The sequence below is a fragment of the Anaerospora hongkongensis genome (genome assembly GCF_004339805.1).
Lineage (GTDB): Bacteria > Bacillota > Negativicutes > Sporomusales > DSM-15969 > Anaerospora > Anaerospora hongkongensis.
Map to the genome: position 1 here is coordinate 1 of NZ_SLUI01000009.1, position 21,339 is coordinate 21,339.

At 38.9% G+C, this 21,339-nt stretch carries 20 protein-coding genes; all 20 read left to right on the plus strand.

Features of this window, described 5'->3' with window-relative positions; translation table 11 throughout:
• Positions 1-475 precede the first annotated feature (475 nt).
• The 20 genes from EV210_RS13710 to rfbB all read left to right on the plus strand — a co-directional run bounded on the left by EV210_RS13710 (position 476) and on the right by rfbB (position 21,330).
• Positions 476-1,453, plus strand: coding sequence for a porin family protein (locus EV210_RS13710; protein WP_132081603.1), 978 nt, complete (start codon positions 476-478; stop codon positions 1,451-1,453).
• Positions 1,454-1,575: 122 nt separating this feature from the next.
• Complete coding sequence (locus EV210_RS13715) at positions 1,576-2,013, plus strand: hypothetical protein (protein ID WP_132081606.1); 438 nt, start codon at positions 1,576-1,578, stop codon at positions 2,011-2,013.
• A 91-nt stretch (positions 2,014-2,104) separates the two neighbouring features.
• Complete coding sequence (locus EV210_RS13720) at positions 2,105-3,016, plus strand: hypothetical protein (protein WP_132081609.1); 912 nt, start codon at positions 2,105-2,107, stop codon at positions 3,014-3,016.
• 153 nt (positions 3,017-3,169) lie between these two features.
• Positions 3,170-4,558, plus strand: a complete 1,389-nt coding sequence (gene lptC / locus EV210_RS13725) for an LPS export ABC transporter periplasmic protein LptC (protein ID WP_132081612.1) — start codon at positions 3,170-3,172, stop codon at positions 4,556-4,558.
• 16 nt (positions 4,559-4,574) lie between these two features.
• Positions 4,575-5,579, plus strand: coding sequence for a bifunctional heptose 7-phosphate kinase/heptose 1-phosphate adenyltransferase (locus tag EV210_RS13730; RefSeq protein WP_132081615.1), 1,005 nt, complete (start codon positions 4,575-4,577; stop codon positions 5,577-5,579).
• Positions 5,566-6,036 (plus strand): D-glycero-beta-D-manno-heptose 1-phosphate adenylyltransferase, encoded by a 471-nt coding sequence (gene rfaE2, locus EV210_RS13735; protein WP_132081618.1) that lies wholly within the window; start codon positions 5,566-5,568, stop codon positions 6,034-6,036. Before EV210_RS13730 ends, rfaE2 begins: the two co-directional genes overlap by 14 nt.
• Positions 6,037-6,130: 94 nt before the next feature.
• Positions 6,131-7,183 carry a lipopolysaccharide heptosyltransferase II gene (gene waaF, locus EV210_RS13740; RefSeq protein ID WP_243650553.1) on the plus strand — a complete coding sequence of 351 codons (1,053 nt, stop codon included), beginning with the start codon at positions 6,131-6,133 and terminating at the stop codon, positions 7,181-7,183.
• On the plus strand, positions 7,176-7,967 hold the full coding sequence (locus tag EV210_RS13745; protein WP_132081621.1) for a tyrosine-protein phosphatase: 792 nt from the start codon (positions 7,176-7,178) through the stop codon (positions 7,965-7,967). The genes waaF and EV210_RS13745 overlap by 8 nt, the downstream gene beginning before the upstream one ends.
• 176 nt (positions 7,968-8,143) lie before the next feature.
• Complete coding sequence (locus EV210_RS13750; RefSeq protein ID WP_132081624.1) at positions 8,144-8,350, plus strand: hypothetical protein; 207 nt, start codon at positions 8,144-8,146, stop codon at positions 8,348-8,350.
• A 206-nt stretch (positions 8,351-8,556) separates the two neighbouring features.
• The gene (locus EV210_RS13755; protein ID WP_132082036.1) at positions 8,557-9,183 is read left to right on the plus strand and encodes a polysaccharide biosynthesis/export family protein; all 627 of its coding nucleotides are present in this window, start codon (positions 8,557-8,559) and stop codon (positions 9,181-9,183) included.
• Between the two features lie 21 nt (positions 9,184-9,204).
• On the plus strand, positions 9,205-10,656 hold the full coding sequence (locus EV210_RS13760) for a GumC family protein (protein WP_132081627.1): 1,452 nt from the start codon (positions 9,205-9,207) through the stop codon (positions 10,654-10,656).
• A 2-nt stretch (positions 10,657-10,658) separates the two neighbouring features.
• Complete coding sequence (locus EV210_RS13765) at positions 10,659-11,339, plus strand: CpsD/CapB family tyrosine-protein kinase (protein ID WP_132081630.1); 681 nt, start codon at positions 10,659-10,661, stop codon at positions 11,337-11,339.
• Positions 11,340-11,493: 154 nt separating this feature from the next.
• Complete coding sequence (locus EV210_RS13770) at positions 11,494-12,870, plus strand: sugar transferase (protein WP_132081633.1); 1,377 nt, start codon at positions 11,494-11,496, stop codon at positions 12,868-12,870.
• A gap of 282 nt (positions 12,871-13,152) precedes the next feature.
• Positions 13,153-14,022 carry a glycosyltransferase family 2 protein gene (locus EV210_RS13775; protein WP_132081636.1) on the plus strand — a complete coding sequence of 290 codons (870 nt, stop codon included), beginning with the start codon at positions 13,153-13,155 and terminating at the stop codon, positions 14,020-14,022.
• 35 nt (positions 14,023-14,057) lie between these two features.
• Positions 14,058-15,356, plus strand: a complete 1,299-nt coding sequence (locus EV210_RS13780; RefSeq protein ID WP_165898898.1) for an oligosaccharide flippase family protein — start codon at positions 14,058-14,060, stop codon at positions 15,354-15,356.
• A 187-nt stretch (positions 15,357-15,543) separates the two neighbouring features.
• A complete protein-coding gene (locus EV210_RS13785) occupies positions 15,544-16,635 on the plus strand; it encodes a glycosyltransferase family protein (protein WP_132081642.1) in 1,092 nt (363 codons plus the stop codon).
• A 5-nt stretch (positions 16,636-16,640) separates the two neighbouring features.
• On the plus strand, positions 16,641-17,702 hold the full coding sequence (locus EV210_RS13790; RefSeq protein WP_132081645.1) for an EpsG family protein: 1,062 nt from the start codon (positions 16,641-16,643) through the stop codon (positions 17,700-17,702).
• A 245-nt stretch (positions 17,703-17,947) separates the two neighbouring features.
• A complete protein-coding gene (locus tag EV210_RS13795) occupies positions 17,948-19,000 on the plus strand; it encodes a glycosyltransferase family 4 protein (protein WP_165898899.1) in 1,053 nt (350 codons plus the stop codon).
• A gap of 77 nt (positions 19,001-19,077) precedes the next feature.
• Complete coding sequence (gene galE / locus EV210_RS13800; protein WP_132081651.1) at positions 19,078-20,070, plus strand: UDP-glucose 4-epimerase GalE; 993 nt, start codon at positions 19,078-19,080, stop codon at positions 20,068-20,070.
• Positions 20,071-20,268: 198 nt separating this feature from the next.
• Positions 20,269-21,330 carry a dTDP-glucose 4,6-dehydratase gene (gene rfbB, locus EV210_RS13805; RefSeq protein WP_132081654.1) on the plus strand — a complete coding sequence of 354 codons (1,062 nt, stop codon included), beginning with the start codon at positions 20,269-20,271 and terminating at the stop codon, positions 21,328-21,330.
• The last annotated feature ends 9 nt before the right edge of the window (positions 21,331-21,339 follow it).

Consider the following 21,339-nt stretch of genomic DNA (forward strand, 5'->3'; position numbering starts at 1 on the left):
GGTCGGTAACCTTTTCAGTGAGTCTTGAGACTCAGCTAGTAACATGCCCTTTTAGGGCTTAATCAAGCCACCCGTTTTACGGGTGGTTAGTGACTTTCTTTTATTGAATATAATCAATAAAATTCATTTTCGCATTACTTAAAAAGATTAGTCATATGCTTAAAATCACCGAGTCTATAATGTACAAATGTCTTATACTGTCGTACTTTGTAATATTATTGTTAACGCAATGTTAAAATTTTTTTACAATAATCCTTAGTATTAGCAGGAGTTTACGAATTCTAATCGAATAAACACTATATTCTCTTTCGGTTATCCTGTTGCAACAAGGATGTGCACTACTTAGTTGCGGCAGGATTTCTTAGTATAGAGATGGTCGTGACTGGGCTGAGTAAGGAAACGTGGACACTTACCCCTGCGCATAACGACCTTGGTGATTTTATAATAATTTATTAAAACCAAGGGGGAAAACAAAATGAAGAAAAAAGCTCTTACCGCTGCATTGGCAGCCGCCTTCGTTCTTACTACCGCTGGTAGTGTATTCGCCGCTCCTATCGAATTTGATGGAAAATTTGAGCACCAGTATCGTTACAACACCTGGGATAACATGGGTAATCCTGCGAAATATCCTGACAACCAGGATGGCTTTAAGTCAACACTTATCTTGAATGCAACTACCAACGTTGGTAAGAACGTAGATTTTTTTGCTCGTTTTGCTGCTCAACATGCTACAATTGGTAAGGACTTTTCTGATTATGCAACAAGTAGCGAAAATACAGCAGCTATTGATCAGTTCGGCTTTGTTTTCAAAGATACGAACGGATTTAGCTACAAATTAGGCCGCCAGGATGCAAGTGTTGGTGCAACTGCTATTTTGTACAATTCTAGCCCCTATCTTGGCAAATATATGTTTGCTGATGGTGTTACGGTAACTGGTAAATCAGGTATAACCGATCTAAAGGTAATAGCTGTAAAAGAAGCTAGATCAGATAAAGAAGATGAGAACAAGTTATTTGCACTATCTGCATCTTATAGCCCTGCTCCCAATTGGACTTTGGGTGGAACCTTGGCAAAATATGATTACGAGAAATCCGCTAACAAGGATACCAATCACTGGGCAGTAAATGCTGGTTATGATCAAGGTAAGGCATCCTATTTTGCTGAGTATGCTAAATCTAATGCTGACTCTGATAATAGTGCTTATGGTTTAGGTGTATCGTACTCACCGGATGCTAAGAATACCTTCTACGCTATTAACTACAAAATTGAAGAATTAGCAGATATGAACGATTGGACTGATTATGAATCCGGCTGGAAGGGTATGTACTATGGTTATAACTATAAGTACAATAAAGATACCACTTTGAAATTGTTCCTGCGCGATATGAAACGGGTAGAGGACAGTTCTAAACAGAATACTTCTTTCCGTACCACTGTTAGTATTAAGTTCTAGTGCTTCTAACTCCCATGCTTAATGCATGGGAGTTTTTACACCTACAACCGACTGTCCAGTCACTTTTTGTTGTATTTCTCTTAATTCTTATGTATAATAGGGGATAAGAAAGGGGGATACATATGAAAACAAAAAAATCCTTTGTTATCGGTTTGCTGCTCTTTTGCCTCCTGTCAGTTGCAGCTGTGCCTGTTACACAGGCGTTTAGTCTTGGCGATGTACTAAAAGTGGGGGGCATAGGGATCTTAATTGATAAGTTTTCCGGACCACTCAATAAGTTTATCAACACGCTTACTTTCCAAAGTGGTGGCGGTCATGACTATGCTACCAAGGTAGTACCGATTATTACCATAGGCAGTGGTGGCTACATTGGAGCAGCGCAGGTAATGGGCTCACAGGAATTAGTAGATCAAGTGCAAGCTGTTCTGCAGGCTGAAGGAAACTTCAATGGCAAGCAATTCCGGGCCAAAGTATTAATTCCGATTGACAGCAAGAATCCTACTAACTTCTCCCGTGTTCAAGGCGTAGGTTTGTCGGCCTTGATTGACGTTAAAATCTAATAAGTTCGCTTATCCTGCCAATCACTGGCAGGATATTTCTTTTTTCAGCACGAACTACTCTGATAAGACATCATAACCTGGGAGGGATTTTATGCTACGCAAATGGATTTCTAGTACGCTTGCAGTATTGGTATTAGCTAGTACACCTGTTTTTGCTCAAAATGCAGAATTAACAATAGTGGACAAAACCAAAGCAGTAGAGCAAGTTTTATATGGAACGGATCAAACAGGTTCTTTATCGGAACGTCTTACCAGGCTGGAAAAAGATATTTACGGTACTGAATCAAAAGAAGCTCTAATGGGAAAAGCTGACAAGCTTTATACTTATGCGAAAGAAAATTCATTAACCGCCCCTTCATTGATTACCCGCTTGAATGCTGTTGAGTGGGCAATCAGTCATAATCAAACGACAGCATCGGCTAAACAAAAACTGGAGCAAATGGAACAACTGCTTATTGGTGCACCTGCAACCGGGTCTTTTGATAAGCGGGTAACGAAAGTATCAAATATTGCATTCACGGAATCTCCAGAAGTGAGTCAAGTCACGCTGTTTCAAGACACTCTTGTAAGAATTAAAATGATCACTCCTTTAGATACTCGACAAAATCGGGAGGGGGATGGGTTTGCTTTCCAAGCCTCTGAAGATGTCTACGTTAATGGTGTACTGGTGATCGCCAAGGGGGCGACTGGTCAGGGAAAGATACTGAAAGTGCAGCAGGCAAGGAATTTTGGCAGAGATGCGAAATTGGACCTAAGCTTTGATACACTGCAGGCTTTTGATGGAACAGAAGTACAGACTTTCCTGGGCGATAAGGCTAAAGAAGAGACGAAATCTTTAGCTAAGGCTGCGGGAGCTACTGTTGCCGGACTGATAGTATTAGGGCCTGTTGGTGTTGTCGGTGGAGCCTTTATTCATGGCAAAGATGTAACAATACCTGCTGGATCGGAGCTCTATATTCAGACTAAATCCGAAGTAAGTGTTTACGGTATAAAAGTTAAATAACTGGAGAAAATAGCGCCAGCATGCTATCATGTCTGGTGCTATTTTGTATATCTGCCTTTCTTTACTATGTCGAATAGTGCAGGAAAAAGCGGACATACAGCGAATCTTATGAAAGATAGGTACATTGTAAGTTTAGACTAGAGGGAGCAATCTATGAATAACTCAAAAAAAATGATGATTGGCTTATTAGCTCTTATATTTGTGTTTGGAACAGCAACAACCCAAGCAGCACCTAATAAGTCGACAGCAAGTTCTTCTGCTGCAAAGGCTCCGATTGTGGTAGAGGCCGATGAACTCTATTTCAGTGATTCTACCGGAGATCTGTATGCGAAGGGAAATGTGCAAATTAAGCAAAATGATGATAAAGTAGAAGCGGACCGCTTGAATGGAAATACACGGAAAAATGAGGTTTGGACCGATGGAAAAGCGCTGCTTTCCCGGCCAGGGATGGAATTGACCACCACTGGTATGCGGTACAACTTAAATGATCACAGCGGCAGTATGCAGTCTAGCAAAGGTACGATTGAAAAATTGCATATTACCAGTAAGTCTATTACTACTACGCCTGCACAAACGAGCCTAAATGAAGGAACTATTACTGGCTGTCCGGCAGAGGTGCCTGATTACCATATTAGTGCCGATCGGGTCGAAATATGGCCTGGCGATAAAATGATCGCCTATAACGCTAAGTTCTGGATTAAAAATACCGTTATTTTTTCCTTGCCTAAGTACCAGTCCTCCTTGCAGGAGGGCGAGGGCGCAAGCGTTGCTTTTCCGAAACCAAGCTATTCATCAGACAATGGCTTCGGTATTTCCCAGCATTTAGAATATCCTTTCAGCCCCCATCTGGCGGCCTTTGCCGATCTCGATTACTACAGCAGAGTAGATTTTAAGCCGATGTACGGTCTAATTAGCCGTAATGGCAACTTTACGGCTAAACTTGGTTACGGCAATGAAGAAAATGATGATCATGACTGGATAAAAAAAGAACCAGAGCTTTCTTTTAAACTCGATTCACAACGGTTGGGATCAAGCCCGTTGAGACTTAATGCTTCTGCTGCCTGGGGACAATGGAATGAAGGTAAGGTAAGAGGCACTCATAGCGGGTTCAAGCTGTATCTGTCCCATGATCCGATTGCACTGGGATCGAAAGCGGCGTTGAAAATAGGTACAGGCTTTGACCGTAATTTCTATGGCTACAATGACGCAAACAACAGTGTTCTTCATTTTGATTCCCTCTTGGATATGAACCCCAGTAGCCGCTTGAATACCTGGATCGGGTACAGCTATAGCAGTAATATTGGTACTACGCCGTATGAATTTGACAGGATTGATGTGTCAAAAGAGGGCAGAATTGGCTTTATGTACCAGGTTGACCGTTTGAACGGCTTAGGTGTTAAAGTGCGCTATGATTTGGAGCATGGACATACGGAAGACATAGATTATACCTGGAGAAGAAACCTGCATTGCTTTGAAGCAGACATCACATACCGGGCTAAACGGAGTGAAGTCCGGGTCAAAGTAGATGCGGTGAAATGGTAAGCGAGGATGAATAGAAATGCGAGAAAGTTTGTTGCAAATTGTAACGAAGATGCAAGATAAAAAAGTCATGCTTATTGGTGACATGATTGCTGATGTATATTTGGAAGGGCGCATTTCCCGGATTTCCCGGGAGGCGCCTGTCTTAATTCTGGAACATACTGCTGAAAATGTTGTCCCCGGCGGCGCTGCTAATGCCGTACACAATACGGCTACGCTAGGCGGCAAGGTTTATGCCGTAGGCATAGTAGGCAACGATTTCTCTGGTCAAGAACTTACTCGAATATTAGGCTCTAAAGGCGTAGTAACCGCAGGTTTTATCCCGGATGATTCTCGCCCAACAATTACCAAGACTCGCGTAATGGCTGGAGGTCAGGCCACAGTGCGTCAGCAAGTGGTCCGTATTGACCGGGAAAACAAAGCTGAATTATCACCAGAGATCGAACAACAAATGATCGACTATATACAACGACTGATTCCTCAAATGGATGCCGTAGTATTAAGTGATTACGGTGGAGTCACGGTAACGCAGACAGTCCTAAAGGCTGCGATTGAGGCTTGTCACCGGCACGGCAAACCATCTATTGTAGATTCCCGTTATAAGGTCATGGCGTATAAAGGCATCACGCTTGTGAAACAAAATGAATCGGAAGCAGCAGCAGCCGTTGGACTGAAAGAACTAGACACGCAATCCTTGCTTGATGCAGGAAAAAGTATTCTATCAGACTTGCAGGCTGAAGCGGTGCTGATTACCCAAGGGCCTGACGGCATGACTCTTTTTGAGAAAACTGGTAAAGTAACTCATATTCCGGTTACAAATGTGAGTGAGGTCTACGATGTTACCGGAGCGGGTGATACGGTTGTCGCCGCCATGATTCTGGCAGTTGCAGCCGGAGCTGCTTATGAAGAAGCAGCTTGCTTGGCCAACTTTGCTGCCGGTATTGTCGTCAGAAAACCAGGTACAGCAACAGCTACACCAAAGGAATTGCGGGATGTTGTAGGAGGCCACTATGAAGCTCGTTAGTCGTGACCAAATTGCAGAGGTTGCTAAGAAAAATAAAGCCGCTGGTAAAATTCTTGTTTTTACCAACGGCTGCTTCGATATTATCCATGCAGGGCATGTCCGCTATTTAGCGGAAGCACGGAAACTGGGTGACTGCCTGATTGTAGGCCTTAATAGTGACCGCTCAGTAAGAGAATTAAAAGGACCTACCCGTCCGGTTAACCATCAGGAGGACAGGGCCGAAGTTATGGCTGCACTGGCAGCAGTAGACTATGTGGTCGTTTTTAATGAGCGCACAGCTGAAGACTTGATTGGTGAAGTTAAGCCTGATATCTATGTTAAAGGCGGAGACTACCGCATTGAGGATATTCCGGAAGCGAAAATAGTAGCTGCCAATGGTGGTAAAACGGTATTAATCCCCGAAGTTCCTGGGAGATCCTCCTCCAACATTATAAAAAAAATAAGCGAAACAAACTAGCTCCACTCAGCCCACTGTCATTGCGAGGAGCAAAGCGACGTGGCAATCTCATCTTTTACCCCAACCTACTTGTCATTGCGAGGAGCGAAGCAACGTGACAATCTCCCCTGATAAACAATATAATAATATTCTAATCGTCAAGCTCAGCGCTATTGGCGATGTAATCCATGCACTGCCGGTGGCTCATGCCTTGAAAGAAAAGTATCCGCAGGCGCGGATCACCTGGGTAGTAGAGAAACCAGCTTATGATCTGTTGACTAATAATCCGGATATAGACGAAATCATCTTGTTCGATAAGCCAAAGTTCAAATCGCTGATAGGTTTAATTAAATATAGCCCTGAGTTGTCCCGGCAATTAAAGGAACGCCAGTTTGATCTGGCTCTTGACCTACAGGGCCTGTTTAAAAGTGCAGCCATTATAGCCTTAAGTGGGGCAAAGCAGCGTCTGGGTTACTGCAATATGCGAGAGTTAAGCCAATGGATCAGCAAACCGGTTTGTGGAAAATACAGTGAAGGTCATGTAGTAGAGCGCTATCTGGATGTGACCAGATATATAGGTTGCGATGTGAAAAAGGCAGTATTTACTCTCAATCATACTCCTGAGGAGGAAGCACATGCAGCAGCTATCGCCGTACAAGCAGGACTCCCCGCAAACCAGCCTTATGTCATATTGGCACCGGGAACCAACTGGCCTAGCAAGTGCTGGCCAGTTGAACGCTTTGGTGAATTGGCAGCCGAGCTTAGTCAGAAGGGAATCATCCCGGTCATCACTGGCGGGGCAAGTGATACCAGTCTGGCTGTGACGATAAGCAATGCCTGCCCTGCAGCAGTTGATTTGACTGGAAAAACGACCCTGAAGGAGCTGGCCTTTTTGATGAAAGGTGCTAGCTGCTTTGTTGGCGGAGATACGGGACCGATGCATCTGGCGGCGGCAGTACAGACGCCGGTAATTGCGTTGTTCGGCCCTACCGATCCGGAAAGAAACGGCCCTTATGGCAATAGTCATACGGTAATTACTGTACAGGAAGAATGTCACAAATGCTGGAAAAGGGAGTGTCCTAAGGCTAAGCAGTGCCTTGCTGCCATTGAGGTTCAACCGGTACTGGAGGCCGTACAAAGAAAGTTGCAGGAGAGAAAACATGATTGATTTACACAGCCATATATTGCCTGGTATAGACGATGGGGCAAAAACAATAGAAGATTCATTAGCGATGGCGCAGATTGCTGTAGACAATGGTACGACAGTCATCGCAGCGACTCCCCATGTAATCGAGGGACGCTGGCTGCCGGAGTGGTCGACTATTAAGAGACTCTGTGTCGAACTAAGCGGCGAACTAAAGAAGAAAAATATAGTTCTTACCATTGTTCCTGGTGCAGAAGTAGCTTTAAATATGGATATTTTGAACCTAGTCGAGGGACCCGGACCTTACTGTATTAATGGCGGAAGATATATGTTGGTAGAATTGCCTGCTACCCATATTCCGCAATACACGGATGAATTCTTCTTTACCTTGCAGGCACGGGGAATCAGTCCGATCTTAGCTCATCCGGAACGGCACCCGGAAATTGCCCGTAATCCGGAACTGATCGTAGAGTGGGTGAATAAAGGCATTCTTATGCAAATGAATGGTCCAAGTCTCGTGGGGAAAATGGGTGAGCGTGCAATGAAGACAGCAGAAGTATTGCTCAATAGTAAGCTCGTGCATATAATCGGATCAGATGCTCATAGTCCCAAAGCCCGTACACCGAGGCTGACTAATGCAGAGGAAAAAGCAATATCGCTTGTAGGAGAAGAGTTGACACGGCAAATATTTTATCTAAACCTCCTACAAATACTTAACAGTGAAGAAATAGCGATACCGGATGTTCAGAAAATTAAAAATATAAAAAAAATGGGCCTCTTAAACAGAATAATCAACCTAATGCAGTGATAAAAAATATCCACCAGATTAAGGTGGATATTTTATTTTATGCTTGCTGGAAATTGTCGGAAAATAGCAGATTAAATTGTTTGAAATTTAATACAATATAAATTATAATAAAGAACAACAAAATGATGCAAAAGTCCTATTTAGTAGGACTTTTGTGATGCGAAAGAAGGTTGCATATGTCGGAACAGCATGAACGGGTAAGTCAGTATGTCAAACAACTGGAGGACTTAGGCTATCGCAGCTTTCAGATTGATGAGATGATCCGCGATGCTGTTGGGACAGCTAAAATAGACAATTTAACACAAGTACAGTTTCAAACTCTGGAGGAATCCTTGCAGGAATGTGTCTCTTTTGCACTGAAATGCAAAGGAAAGACGTGCTGAATGAAAGATAGCGCCTTTTAATTTAAGGGCGTTTTTTTGTTTTGTACAAACGATCAGGATGGCGGAAAGATAGCGAGTTTGGATGAAAATTGACTTTTCATGTGGAAGTTCATTATTTGAAATAATTTGATTGCAGGACTATAACAACGTACGCAGAATAGAACAATTGCAGAATAGTGTCGACTTAAGGGGGTAAAGTGGAAAAAATGCTTTGTAAGTTTATGACCTTTTTCGTAATGATGATAATGCTAGTTTGTCCAGTTTTTGCCGAGGATTATAAACTGGGACCAGGTGATGTACTCACCATCAATGTATGGGGTTATGAGAAGCTAGAGGTCAAAGAGCTTACCGTTAGGCCCGATGGTAAAATCAGCTTTCCTATGGCCGGTGATGTACAAGCTCAGGGAAAATCTGTGTTTGAAGTAACTGAAGAACTAACTGCAAGTCTGGGGAAATATCTCAAGGACCCACAAGTAGCGGTAAACGTTCTTAAATTTCGTACGACCCGTGTATATGTACTGGGAAAAGTGAATAAGCCAGGCATGTACGAAATTGAAAAGCAGCATAACCTGCTTGATGCCATCGGCATGGCCGGGAGCTATACTGATGAAGCAGCTAAAAAGAAGATTTTTATTATACATAAAGATACAACAAAGAAAACAACTAAGGCTAATTTATTAAACTTATTGAATAAGGGTGACATGACGCAGAACTATGTACTGGCAGATGGTGATGTGGTTTATTTGGCGGATAATGGCAGGATTGATTTCATGAAAGATATTATTCCGTTCATAGGTGCGGCATATCAGGTCAATGATATCAAAAAGGACTAGATTGAAGTTGGAGGCTTAATAGTGGACGAGCAAACACTGGACTTGCGGGATATGATAAAAACTATAAAAAAACGCCGCCGCATTATCGGAAGCATATTTTTCGGGTTTATTGCAATAGCGACAATCATAAGCTTACTAATACCGCCTACGTATGAAGCAGAAACAACCTTGCGCGTGAAACAGACTAAAGGCTTAGCGAACTCACTGCTTTCTGAGCTGCCTATGGGTGGCGGCAATACCAAACAGCTCATGTCAACCTATGCGGAAATCATCAAGAGCCGTACTGTTATTCAGGAAGTAATCGAAAAAACGCAGCTTGGCAAAGACAAAGTACCTGACTACGATGATATGCTTAAGCTGATCTCAACTCAGCCGGTAAAGGATACGGAGATATTGAAGATTCAGGTTCGGGCCAAATCCCGTGAAGAGGCCCAAAATGTTGCCAATGTACTTGTAGATACTTTTAATAACCGGATGACCTTTCTTGTTCGCTCCGAACAAAAGGTAGTGCGGGAATTCATTGGACAGCGCCTTCAGGAATCCAAGCAGGAATTAGACCGTGCGGAGACTATCCTGCAGAAATATAAAAATGAACAGAAAATTGTTGCGCCTGCCGAAGAAACCAAGGCGATGGTGGACAAGCTTACGACCATCAGCAAATTAGCGGCAGAAAACTATGTTACGCTCGCTTCGGCTCAAGCTAGGTTTGGCAGTGCTGAGCAGCAGCTATCCAAAGAAAAACCGGGTTTTATCGCGGACAGTCTGGTCATTCAGCAGTATAAGACAAAATTGGCTGACCTTGAAGTTCAGCTTGTTTCGCTTAGCCAAAAATATACCGACAAGCACCCGGAAGTATTGGCAACAAGGGCGGCTATCGGTGAAGCACGCACTAAGCTTAATATCGAAATTTCCCGCGTAGTGAGTGCCGACGCGCCTTCCGCCAATCCTATTCACCAAGGCTTATTGAAGTCTAAAATAGAATCAGAAGCCGAAATTGCAGCTTCTACGGCCCAAAAACAAGCAATTGATAAAGTAATAACAGACAGCGAAAAAGAGCTTGCTAAGTTACCGACGAAAGAACAAGGCTTAGGCCGGGTAATGCGTGATGCTGCGGTGGCCCAGGAGATCTTCATTATGCTGTCCAAGCGCCATGAAGAAGCCCGAATCAGTGAAGTAATGCAGCCTACCGATGTACAAGTAATTGATGCTGCTAATTTGCCGGAAAAGCCGATAAGCCCCAAAAAATTACTTAATGTAGTAATTGCGGCTATATTGGGTTTATTTGTTGGCACAGGCGCAGCTTTTGTCCTGGAATATATGAACAAAACAGTACGTACAGCAGAAGATGTACGGCAATATTTGGATTTGCCGGTATTAGGAAGTATTCCGAACTTCGACAGTGAATTTCAGGAAACTAAGCAGTCATTATGGAGCAGGATCACACAGTCGGCGACAGGGACAAGGAGAGGATAGAGATGGCATCACAACAACGGCAGTTAATCGTTCACAGCCAGGCCAAGTCGCCTATTGCCGAAGCTTACCGGACACTACGGACCAATATTCAATTTTCTAAAATTGACGGCGATCTAAAGACAATCATGTTCACTAGTGCCGGACCAGGAGAAGGAAAGTCAACTACTACCGCGAATACGGCAGTAGCATTAGCACAGACTGGCAAAAAGGTTATACTTATCGACTGTGATTTGCGTAAACCCGTTCAGCATAAGATCTTTTGCAAAAAAAATAGAGGCGTTACCAATTTTCTAGTAGAGGAGTGCTTGGTAGACAGTCTCATTCAAGCTACGGAAATTGATAACTTGCGAATAGTGACTAGCGGCCCTATTCCGCCTAATCCATCAGAACTGCTAGGCTCAAAACGTATGCTAGAATTGATCAAATGTCTATCGGAGCAAACGGAATACCTGATTATTGACGCTCCACCAGTAGTCGCGGTGACGGATGCCAGTGTACTGGCATCGAAGGTAGATGGTGTAGTGTTAGTATTGAATAGTATGTTGGTAAAACCGGAAATGGCACAGAAGGCGAAAGAAAATTTGGTGAAGGCAAAAGGCAATATCCTTGGAGTAGTGCTTAACCGGGTGGAGATTGATGATGAGCATGCTTATTATTACTATTATTATGGAAATGAGAAATAGTTGATGGGTATAGCGTATCAGTCTTTTTGAAAGGATGCATAGTATTTCATTTGATTATAAGTCAGAGTTTTTTAAAAAACTCTGACTTAGTGTGGTAGAACTTTAGCCAAAAGCCAAAGAGATGTAAAGGTTCTGGTTAAGTGAGGCGATGTGTATGCAAAGACGATTTCCTATGTTGAGTAAGTTAATATTATTATTGGGTGATATAGCGTTATTACTGTTAGCCAGTTATTTGGCGATTGTAGTGGTATTTTATGGTAGTATGTATCAACCAGATTTTTCTATATATTATAATATGGCACCAGTTATGATTATTGCAGCTGGTATTTTGTTTAATATTAATGGAATGTTTTCCCTAGCGAGAAAAAGGTATAGTGAGCTTTTATTGAGTTTGGCAGTGGCATTATTTAATTTGTTCATCATTATAATGGCTACTAGTTTTTTCTTAAGGGAATTCAGTTATTCTCGTAGCGTGTTAATTGTCACTATGGTATTACAGTTTATACTGTTAGCAGTATGGAAGTATGCTTTTTGGCGCGCAGAGAGGGCCTTGCTTACGCCGAAAAATGCATTACTTATAGGTAGTCAAGTTGAGTGTTTTCGTGTTATCACTCGCTTACAGGCTCAACCCCAATTAAATTATAATGTGCGTTATGTTTGTATGGATTATGAGAGTGAATCTTGGAAAAAAGTTTCTGAAGATATTGACGTAATGATTGTTTGCGCTGACTTAAGTTTAAAAGATAAAGCAGAAATTGTACATTTTTGTCATACGAATGGAAAACAAATATTTCTGATTCCTGATGTCTATGAGATATTTTGCAGTGGTGTTGAGTTAGATAAAATTGATGATATTCCAGTATTTCGTCCAACTTACTTGAGACCTACGTTGGAACAACAATCCTTGAAACGAATTCTTGATATAGTTGTTTCGGGAACTGCTATATTATTTTTGTGGCCTATATTTATTTTTGTAGCTATTGCCATTAAATTGGATTGTTCTGGTCCTATATTATATAGTCAAGTTCGAACAGGCCTTGATGAGCGAGAGTTTAAAGTATATAAGTTTCGTAGTATGCGTGTAGATGCAGAAAAGATTACTGGACCAGTATTAGCGGGGGAAAACGATCCGCGTATTACAAGATTAGGAAAATTCTTGAGGGCAACTCGGCTTGATGAATTGCCACAGTTATTTAATGTATTACTTGGCGATATGAGTATCGTAGGGCCTCGTCCAGAAAGACCATTTTTCGTTGAAAAGTTCAAACAAGAAATAACTGAATATGTCTATCGTCATAATGTTAAACCTGGCATTACTGGCTTGGCGCAGGTTTATGGCAAGTATAACACTACGCCGTATGATAAGCTAGTTTATGACTTGATTTACATACAGAAATGCAATGTGATTTCAGACTTGGTTATTATGCTGCAAACAGTAAAGGTACTAGTTACAAAGAGCAGTACCGAAGGAGTAGGGGCTAATAAATTGAATCCTGATTTATCACGATATCAGATCGATGAAATGGGCTAAGGTAATCTTCAAGCAGGTATTTAGTAATTTCGTAAATCTTACTGTTTTTATTCGTAAGCCTTATAGTGGCTAGCTTTATTGTCTGGATTATTGGCTACCGCATACCGAAATGGAACGGAGATTTTTAAGATGGGGATTTTTAGATGTAGCTTGAGAGATACGATCTAAAAGCTAAGTAAATAAGATATCATCAAAAATTGCTGTTAGCAGTTGTTTCCCGAGAAACAGCAAATTTCGATCAAGAGTATAAATGATATTTGAGTGGTATTTTAGGGGGATGGCGTGGAGACAGTAGGTGTTGTAGTACTAAATTTTAATAATTACAAGGATACAATACATTGTGTAGAGGGTTTATTCAGACAAAAAGGAATAAACCTGTATATAGTAATAGTGGATAACTGTTCTACTAATGAATCATATCTTCTGTTAAAACAACATAAATTCTCAGGCCCAGTGCGAATTATACTTAATAAGACCAATGCTGGATATGCTGCTGGTAACAACGTTGGCCTCAAGGAAGTTGCCGACTTAGGTATAAAATGGTCATTAATATTGAATCCAGACACATACTTTCCTAGTGAGAATGCGATTAATACTTTATTAGAAGACACGCATAAATTGAGGCAGGTAGGAGTAATTGGTCCACAGGTTCTTACTGATAAGGGTAGAACAATTTTACCGTATTTCTTATCTCCCAATTTAATAACTCTTCTTCTTGAGCCATTTCTAAGAATGGCTTTGTATCCAATATGGTCCGTAATTGGTCACCGACTAATAACATTACCAATCAAAGTGTACAGGGTTTATGGTTGCTGCATGTTTGGGGCAACTGAAATTTGGAAAAAAGCAGGATTTCTGGATGAAGTTACTTTCCTTTACTGGGAAGAGGCGATATTTTCTCATAGGCTTGCTGCTATTGGGTTTTACATTTACTATACTCCAAGATGTACGGTAGTACACTGCCATGAAGTCACGCTCAAGGAAAACAGGGAATTAATGGCTCATGAATTCCAAAGCATGAAATATTTTCTAACGCAATATTTAGGATATGGCTGTGTACGCAATTGTATTGTAAAGAATTCGATTTTAATAAGCTCTCTTATTAGACGAACGTTGGGGTTTTTATATTTAAGGTTATTTAAGCCTTCTTGATAATTCTATTTTAAAAATGTAGCAAGAGGATGATTATGTTTTTACCTTTTAGTATATTTAGTAGATTTACCTCTAATGCTTTATGGTCCTTGTCTGGGGCTATCTTTTTAAGAGGATCAACTTTATTGGCTACAATATTTGTTGCTCGTATCATTGGTAAAGAGGCATTTGGAGAATATGCTATTGTGCAGAATACTCTGATGATGATAGCTACAATTACGGGTGTAGGATTAAGTATGACTGGTACTAAATATGTAGCAGGCTATACTGATATTAATAAACTCGGGAGAATAATTAGTCTCATTATTTGTACATCACTAATTTCGGGACTACTTGGATCTAGTTTAATATATTTTCTTTCTGATATAATTTCGGAAAAAGTTCTCCAGACCGCTAAATTAAAAGATTATTTTTTTATTGGAGCCACCGCGGTAGTTTTTAATGTGATAATATCTGCTATTACTGGCGTATTGTCTGGCCTAAATAAGTTCAAGGACCTAGCTATTATTAATTTAATTGTAGGTTTTTCGACATTTAGCTTATTACTACTATTATCCAATTCTTATGGTGTTTATGGAGCAATAATAGGATTTGTTTTATCTGCTATAATAAATTGTCTCTTATGTTTGTTTTTCTTATATCGATATTGTGCTGTTGCACAAATTCAAATTAATTTTATGACATCATGGACTGAATATTCAATACTCACAAAGTTTAGTCTCCCAACTGTAATTGGAAATGTTGTAGTAATGCTTGCGGTGTGGATTAGTAATATTTTAATCGTTAAACAAACTGTCGGTGGTTACTCTGAGTTGGCTATAATAAATGCAGCTTTGCAATGGCAAAACGCTATTTTATTTGTACCTAATACGCTAACCCCCGTTATATTGACAGCCTTATCAAAAAGCTACACAGAAAGAAGTTATAAAGATTATTCGAATGTAATCAAACTCTCTTTTTATGTAACTTGCCTGGTTTCAGGTTGTATATGCTTGATATTATTTTTTTTCGCTGACTCTCTTATGGGTTTATATGGAACTAATTTTTCTATTTATGGATTAGTACTAAAACTAATTATTATATCATCGTTTCTAATTAGCATTAATAATGTCATAGGACAAATTCTTGCGAGTATTGGCACAATGTGGACTGGATTTATGTTTAATTTATGCTGGGCAATGGTTTTTTCTATATCGTCATTTTATGGAATAAAGTATTATGGACTATACGGATTGGCTTGGGCGTATATATTATCATATTTTATACATTCGGTATGGCAATTTAGTTTTATTTACTTCAAGATAAAGAAATCGAATTCAGACTTTGCCCTATAAAAAAAATAAAATGCTGCTTAAAACCATGTTGTAGTATTGTTTGTGTAGGCTGTGATTCACAACTCTGAACACTAGTTATATTGTAAGGGTTAAAAATACTAGGAGTAATTTTATGCGGGGTACGTGGAGAAGAACATATTATTGGGTCGTTTCATTATATTTGGGCCGATAAAGGAGTGGAACTAAGATGAAAAAGATAATGTATCTTCAACATGTGCCGTGGTCATGGATAAAGCAGCGCCCGCACTTTTTAGCAGAGGCCTTGTCGGACGACTTTGAGGTAGATGTGTACTATAAAAAAGGTTATATTAATAAAGTTGATAATCATACCAATAAGGTAAAGTTAATGGAATTTTTCTCATTACCATTTTCCCGATATCAAACTATACTAAAGATAAATAATTGGCTTATGAGCAAGCATTTATCTAGAAAAATAAAAAAATACGACATTATATGGATTTGCGATCCTCGTACTTATACATTTATTGCACAATATATCACAGAAAATCAGGTGTTAGTATTTGATTGCATGGACGACTTAGCTGAATTTCCAAGTGTTAAAAATGACCCCAATATTTATATGCAGCAAGAGAAAAAGTTACTAGACCGCTGTAATTATGTTTTGGTCAGTTCTAATTTTCTAGGAGATATTCTCCAATCAAGACATGGTCACGTATATAAAGAAAAAATTAGTGTAATAAATAATGCAATTAGTACCGAAAAAATAATGGAGTTTAATAAAATATTACCTATGGAGAAAAACGATATAAGAGCTGATAAAAGGAAAATAATAACTTATATCGGGACAATTTCCTCGTGGTTTGATTTTAGTATTATATTGAAGAGTTTAGAAATTGAAGAAAATATAGTTTATTATTTATACGGACCTAAAGATATTACCATTCCCAACCATGAAAGAATTATATACAAAGGAATATTAGAACATGGTCAGGTTTTTTCTGCAATGGAACAGTCTGATATGCTTGTTATGCCATTTCAATTGACAAAACTAGTATTATCTGTTGACCCAGTCAAATTATATGAATATATTTTTTCAAATAAGCCAATAGCAGCTATTAGGTACGGGGAAACGGAAAAGTTTAAAGATTATGTATACTTATATACAGATACTGAACAATATCTTGATATTATTAATAGGCTTGTGAAAAATACTTTATTTCCTCCGAAAGCAACCGCAGAAATTCAATCTTTCTTATTAAATAATACTTGGAATCACAGAATGAAAGAAATTGTTTCACTTCTTAAAATGGAGGAATAAGTAGTTTGTTTATATATGAGATAGTTGGATTTTATACGATAACTTGTTTATTATCTATTTATAATTGTTTTGAAAAAAATTTATTGATTAAAAATATTTTCGTTTTATTACTATTAAGTTTGATATTAATTGCCGGAATGAGAGAACCGACGATTGATTCGGATTTCACTAATTACGTTCAGGTTTTTGAAACTGCTCCAACGCTATCTAGTTTCGATTTTGATATATATAATTCTATAGAAGTAGGTTATCTCTTTTTAAATGCATTCCTAAAGTGGGTATTCGATGATTATAGAGTGATTTTCATTCTAATGGCTTTTCTGCATTTGTCAATTTATGGATATATATTTATAAGATCTTCTCCTTTCCCGATTTTATCGTTACTAGTCTTGGTATCTACTAATTTTTTATTTGAGATGGCGCAGTTAAGACAGGGAACGGTATGTTCTTTGATGTTACTTGCAGGATATTATATTAGCCAAAGGCAGAACAACAAATTCCTATTAACGATAGCTGTAGGATGCTTGTTTCACTATACTATGTTACTAGGACTTGTCTTATATCCATTAACACTTATCCATTGGTCAAAAAAAAAGGTGTTTTTAGTTGCAGCCATTTGTCTGCTTTTTTTACAAATTAATTGGTTAAACAACTTTATGGAATTACTACCAAATGACTGGACCTTAACGATTAGGCTTTTAAATTACGCAGATAGTATAAATCAAGCTCCTGAAGCGAATCGAATTGTGGGAGACTTGAAAACAATTGTTTTATTAATCATATTTAGTATGCTCAGACCGGTTACTAAGAATCAAGAAAAATACTGTAATGTCCTCATGACTATGTTTGTGTTCGCTACAGTAATTCGATCCGGCTTCCATGAATATATAACATTTGCTACACGGCTTTCTGAACCTCTTTTCCCTAGTCAATATATTTTAATACCTATGTTATTATACACGCGTATGAATAAATATATCACAATAGCATTGATTATGGTATTGTGTATTATATTTTTTATCAAAGGGTTACATGAGCCATTTCTGTTTATTTTTGAATCTGAGTAGTTAGAATCTGTCGACCTTAACTAAAGGGAGCAATCTTCTAATTAGTAACAATGTACTTTGAGAAAGGGACGCCTAGAAGTTTTTCGGCCTAGAGCTAATATAGAAAGAATGAGGCGGTTTATTTGACATACTCAAAACTATTGTTCCTAGCACAGCCAGTATATCTAGAGATTGACTTAACTTTATTAATCTAGAAATACTGAAAGTGAATAAGGAAAAATTTGATTATAAAAGGAGGTATTTATTTGAATATTGTTATTACAGCTTTTGCTAATGGATCAGACCATCAAAGATATGCTACTATTGTAGCTAATTACTTAAGCTTAAAACATAATGTTCTACTAATATGTACATCAAACTTTGATATAAGTCAATTAAATGATAATATTCAAGTTAATAACTTGATTATTTGTGATAAATCTAGAATTGAATTAAGCACTTTGCAGTTAAATATATGGGTTAAAATTTATTCTGATATAATTAGTTTTAAGCCGAAAATTATTCACTTTTTTTGTGCACACCCTCTTAATCTTTTTCTATCACTTTTTTATAAAACAAAAAAAGTATATACCATACATGATGTAAAACCACATCCTGATGAAAATGTCAGTTGTTTAATTTCTATATACAACAATATTATAAAATTTATAGCATATCGTATAATAGTACATAGTAAATTGGCTAAAAGGCAATTAGGGCGATTTGGGAATAAAGCAGTTGTGTTGCCACTTTGCGGTACCGAAATCCTTAAGCTTGAGCCTTATACCGAAAACCAAAAAATATTATTTTATGGAAGAATTAAACCTTATAAAGGATTAGATTTGTTTATAAATGCTGCTGAAAAATTAATTATTGAAATCCCAAATTCGAAATTTGTAATTGCAGGGCAAGGAGATGTGAAAAAATATCTTTCCTTAATAAAAAATAAAGAGAATTTTGAGATATATAACGATTATATTTCTAATAATGAGACAGATAGATTATTTAAGGAATGTAAACTTATAGTTTTACCGTACTATTCAGCTACTCAAAGCGGAGTAATACCGCTTGCATATTCATACAATAGACCAATAGTTGCGACTAATGTTGGTGCTATCTCGGAAATGGTTTTAGATAAAAAAACAGGGATTTTGGTTGAACCAGATATTAATCAGATATCAAATGCTATTAAGATTTTGATTACAAATGATGAATTATATAGAAAGTTATGTGAAAATATTTCGGAAGAATTTTCTAAAAACTACTCCGAAACCAATATGGGTCAGAAATTTAGGCGTTTTTATGAATCCATTGTTTAATACTCCTTAGTAATGGTAATATAACCATGTTGCAAGAAACGTAAAATAGATTAAAGCGATATTAAAGGAGAAATATAGTGCGTATCTTAGTTACAGGTGGGGCAGGATATGTTGGATCACATACTTGTGTTGCTTTAATGGAAGCTGGAAACGAAGTAGTTGTTGCGGATAACTTCTCTAATAGTAAAAAGGAAATTTTGGAGAAAGTAGAAAAAATTACTGGTAAGGAGTTAACTTTTTATGAGATAGATATCACAAATGAATCGTCAGTTAATAATATTTTATCCAAGCACTTAGTTGAAGGGATTATTCATTTTGCCGGATTCAAAGCAGTAGGAGAGTCCTTGGGCAAGCCCTTGGAATATTATCAGAATAATATTGTTAGCACTTTGGTTATAGCAAAACTGTGTGAGAAATATAGTATTAAGCGTTTGGTGTTTAGTTCATCTGCAACGGTGTATGGCAATAATAAAGTTCCTTTTGTAGAGTCTATGCCTCTTTTGCCTACGACAAATCCTTACGGCGAAACGAAAGTAATCAATGAGCGAATTCTTACTGATTTTGCTAAAGTTAATCCACAGTGCTCGATTGCATTGTTGAGATATTTTAATCCTGTAGGAGCCCATGAAAGCGGATTAATCGGTGAGGCTCCATTAGAGATACCAAATAATTTGATGCCCTACATGACACAAGTAGCAAAGGGGAAAATAGATAAGTTACGTATTTTTGGTGGTAACTACGCAACGATTGATGGTACAGGCGTGAGAGATTATATTCACGTTTGTGATCTAGCGCAGGGTCATGTAGCAGCTTTCAATAAGATTACTCCGGGTATACATGTCTATAATTTAGGGACAGGTCGTGGTACAAGTGTGCTGCAAATGGTAAAAGCCTTTGAGCAGGCTAACGGTATAAAGCTGCCTTATGAGATAGTAGCGAGAAGAACAGGAGATATCGCGGAGTGTTATGCAGATGTTTCGAAGGCTAAACAAGAATTAGGCTGGACAGCTAAGCGCAATTTAGTGGAAATGTGCAAAGACGCCTGGCAATTTGAAAGACTAGTTTTTTAAATTAAAGTAGTTGTCATTACTACACTACTGCAGTTAAATGAGTAAATTGCCATGAATTCTTTTATGGTTTTTCGAAAATTAGCTTGGGCAAAAGCTCGGTGATTTAGCAAGACAGATTGCAGCACTTTGCAGATTGGTATTGCGAATATTATCAAGTAAAGTAATAACCTAAGGGTTAAAAAATATGAGGTAGATGATATGAAAACGCTATTGGTTACCGGCGGTGCCGGTTTTATTGGCAGTAATTTTGTTCATTTGATTTTAAAACAATTTCAAGACCTACAAATTATCGTTCTGGATAAGCTTACTTATGCTGGTAATCTTGATTCACTCCGCGATGCGGAGGGTGATCCCCGCTATACGTTCGTCCATGGTGATATATGTGATGCAGGTCTTGTAGCTACTTTGTTAAAAAAACATCAACCGTCCGCAGTCGTGCATTTTGCAGCGGAGTCCCATGTAGACCGTTCTATTGATGGTCCGGCTGAATTTATCCAAACGAATATTAACGGTACCTTCATTCTGCTGGAAGCCGCTCGCCAGTATCTGGCAGATAGTGCGAATGAGGCGAAAAGTGAATTTCGCTTTCTCCATGTGTCGACAGATGAAGTCTATGGATCCTTAGGACTAACCGGCTATTTTACGGAAGAGACACCGTATGCGCCTAACTCTCCCTATTCTGCATCCAAAGCCTCTTCTGATCATCTTGTGCGGGCTTATTTTCATACCTATGGATTACCTGTGCTAATGACAAATTGCTCTAATAACTATGGACCCTACCAGTTTCCGGAAAAGCTGATTCCTCTTATGCTCTTGAATGCTTTAGAAGGTAAGCCTCTTCCTGTGTATGGAACTGGACAGAATGTCAGGGACTGGCTGTATGTAAAGGATCATTGTTTAGCTATTCTACAAGTGCTGGAGAAGGGAACTCCGGGAGAAAAGTATAATATCGGCGGTCACACTGAAAAGACTAATTTGGATATTGTCCACACTCTGTGTGACATCCTGGATAGCAGGAAGCCCAGAGAAGACGGAAAGTCCTACCGCGAGCAGATTGCCTTTGTGAAAGACCGCCCCGGTCATGATATGCGTTATGCGATTGATGCTTCTAAAATTCATAAAGAGTTGGGCTGGGTACCTGCAGAAACTTTTGAAACCGGTATTGTAAAAACTATTGACTGGTACTTGAATAATTTAGACTGGTGCCGACGGATTACGGACGGCAGCTATCAGCGGGAGAGATTAGGTAACTTAAAATAATAAGAGTTA

Excerpts from the sequence above, each read along its gene's own strand:
- lptC (WP_132081612.1), top strand. The coding sequence starts at position 3,170 with ATGAATAACTCAAAAAAAATGATGATTGGCTTATTAGCTCTTATATTT.
- rfaE2 (WP_132081618.1), top strand. The coding sequence starts at position 5,566 with ATGAAGCTCGTTAGTCGTGACCAAATTGCAGAGGTTGCTAAGAAAAAT.
- EV210_RS13765 (WP_132081630.1), top strand. The coding sequence starts at position 10,659 with ATGGCATCACAACAACGGCAGTTAATCGTTCACAGCCAGGCCAAGTCG.
- EV210_RS13755 (WP_132082036.1), top strand. The coding sequence starts at position 8,557 with ATGCTTTGTAAGTTTATGACCTTTTTCGTAATGATGATAATGCTAGTT.
- EV210_RS13715 (WP_132081606.1), top strand. The coding sequence starts at position 1,576 with ATGAAAACAAAAAAATCCTTTGTTATCGGTTTGCTGCTCTTTTGCCTC.
- rfbB (WP_132081654.1), top strand. The coding sequence starts at position 20,269 with ATGAAAACGCTATTGGTTACCGGCGGTGCCGGTTTTATTGGCAGTAAT.
- EV210_RS13730 (WP_132081615.1), top strand. The coding sequence starts at position 4,575 with ATGCGAGAAAGTTTGTTGCAAATTGTAACGAAGATGCAAGATAAAAAA.
- EV210_RS13750 (WP_132081624.1), top strand. The coding sequence starts at position 8,144 with ATGTCGGAACAGCATGAACGGGTAAGTCAGTATGTCAAACAACTGGAG.
- EV210_RS13780 (WP_165898898.1), top strand. The coding sequence starts at position 14,058 with ATGTTTTTACCTTTTAGTATATTTAGTAGATTTACCTCTAATGCTTTA.
- EV210_RS13745 (WP_132081621.1), top strand. The coding sequence starts at position 7,176 with ATGATTGATTTACACAGCCATATATTGCCTGGTATAGACGATGGGGCA.
- EV210_RS13710 (WP_132081603.1), top strand. The coding sequence starts at position 476 with ATGAAGAAAAAAGCTCTTACCGCTGCATTGGCAGCCGCCTTCGTTCTT.
- EV210_RS13785 (WP_132081642.1), top strand. The coding sequence starts at position 15,544 with ATGAAAAAGATAATGTATCTTCAACATGTGCCGTGGTCATGGATAAAG.
- EV210_RS13720 (WP_132081609.1), top strand. The coding sequence starts at position 2,105 with ATGCTACGCAAATGGATTTCTAGTACGCTTGCAGTATTGGTATTAGCT.
- EV210_RS13770 (WP_132081633.1), top strand. The coding sequence starts at position 11,494 with ATGCAAAGACGATTTCCTATGTTGAGTAAGTTAATATTATTATTGGGT.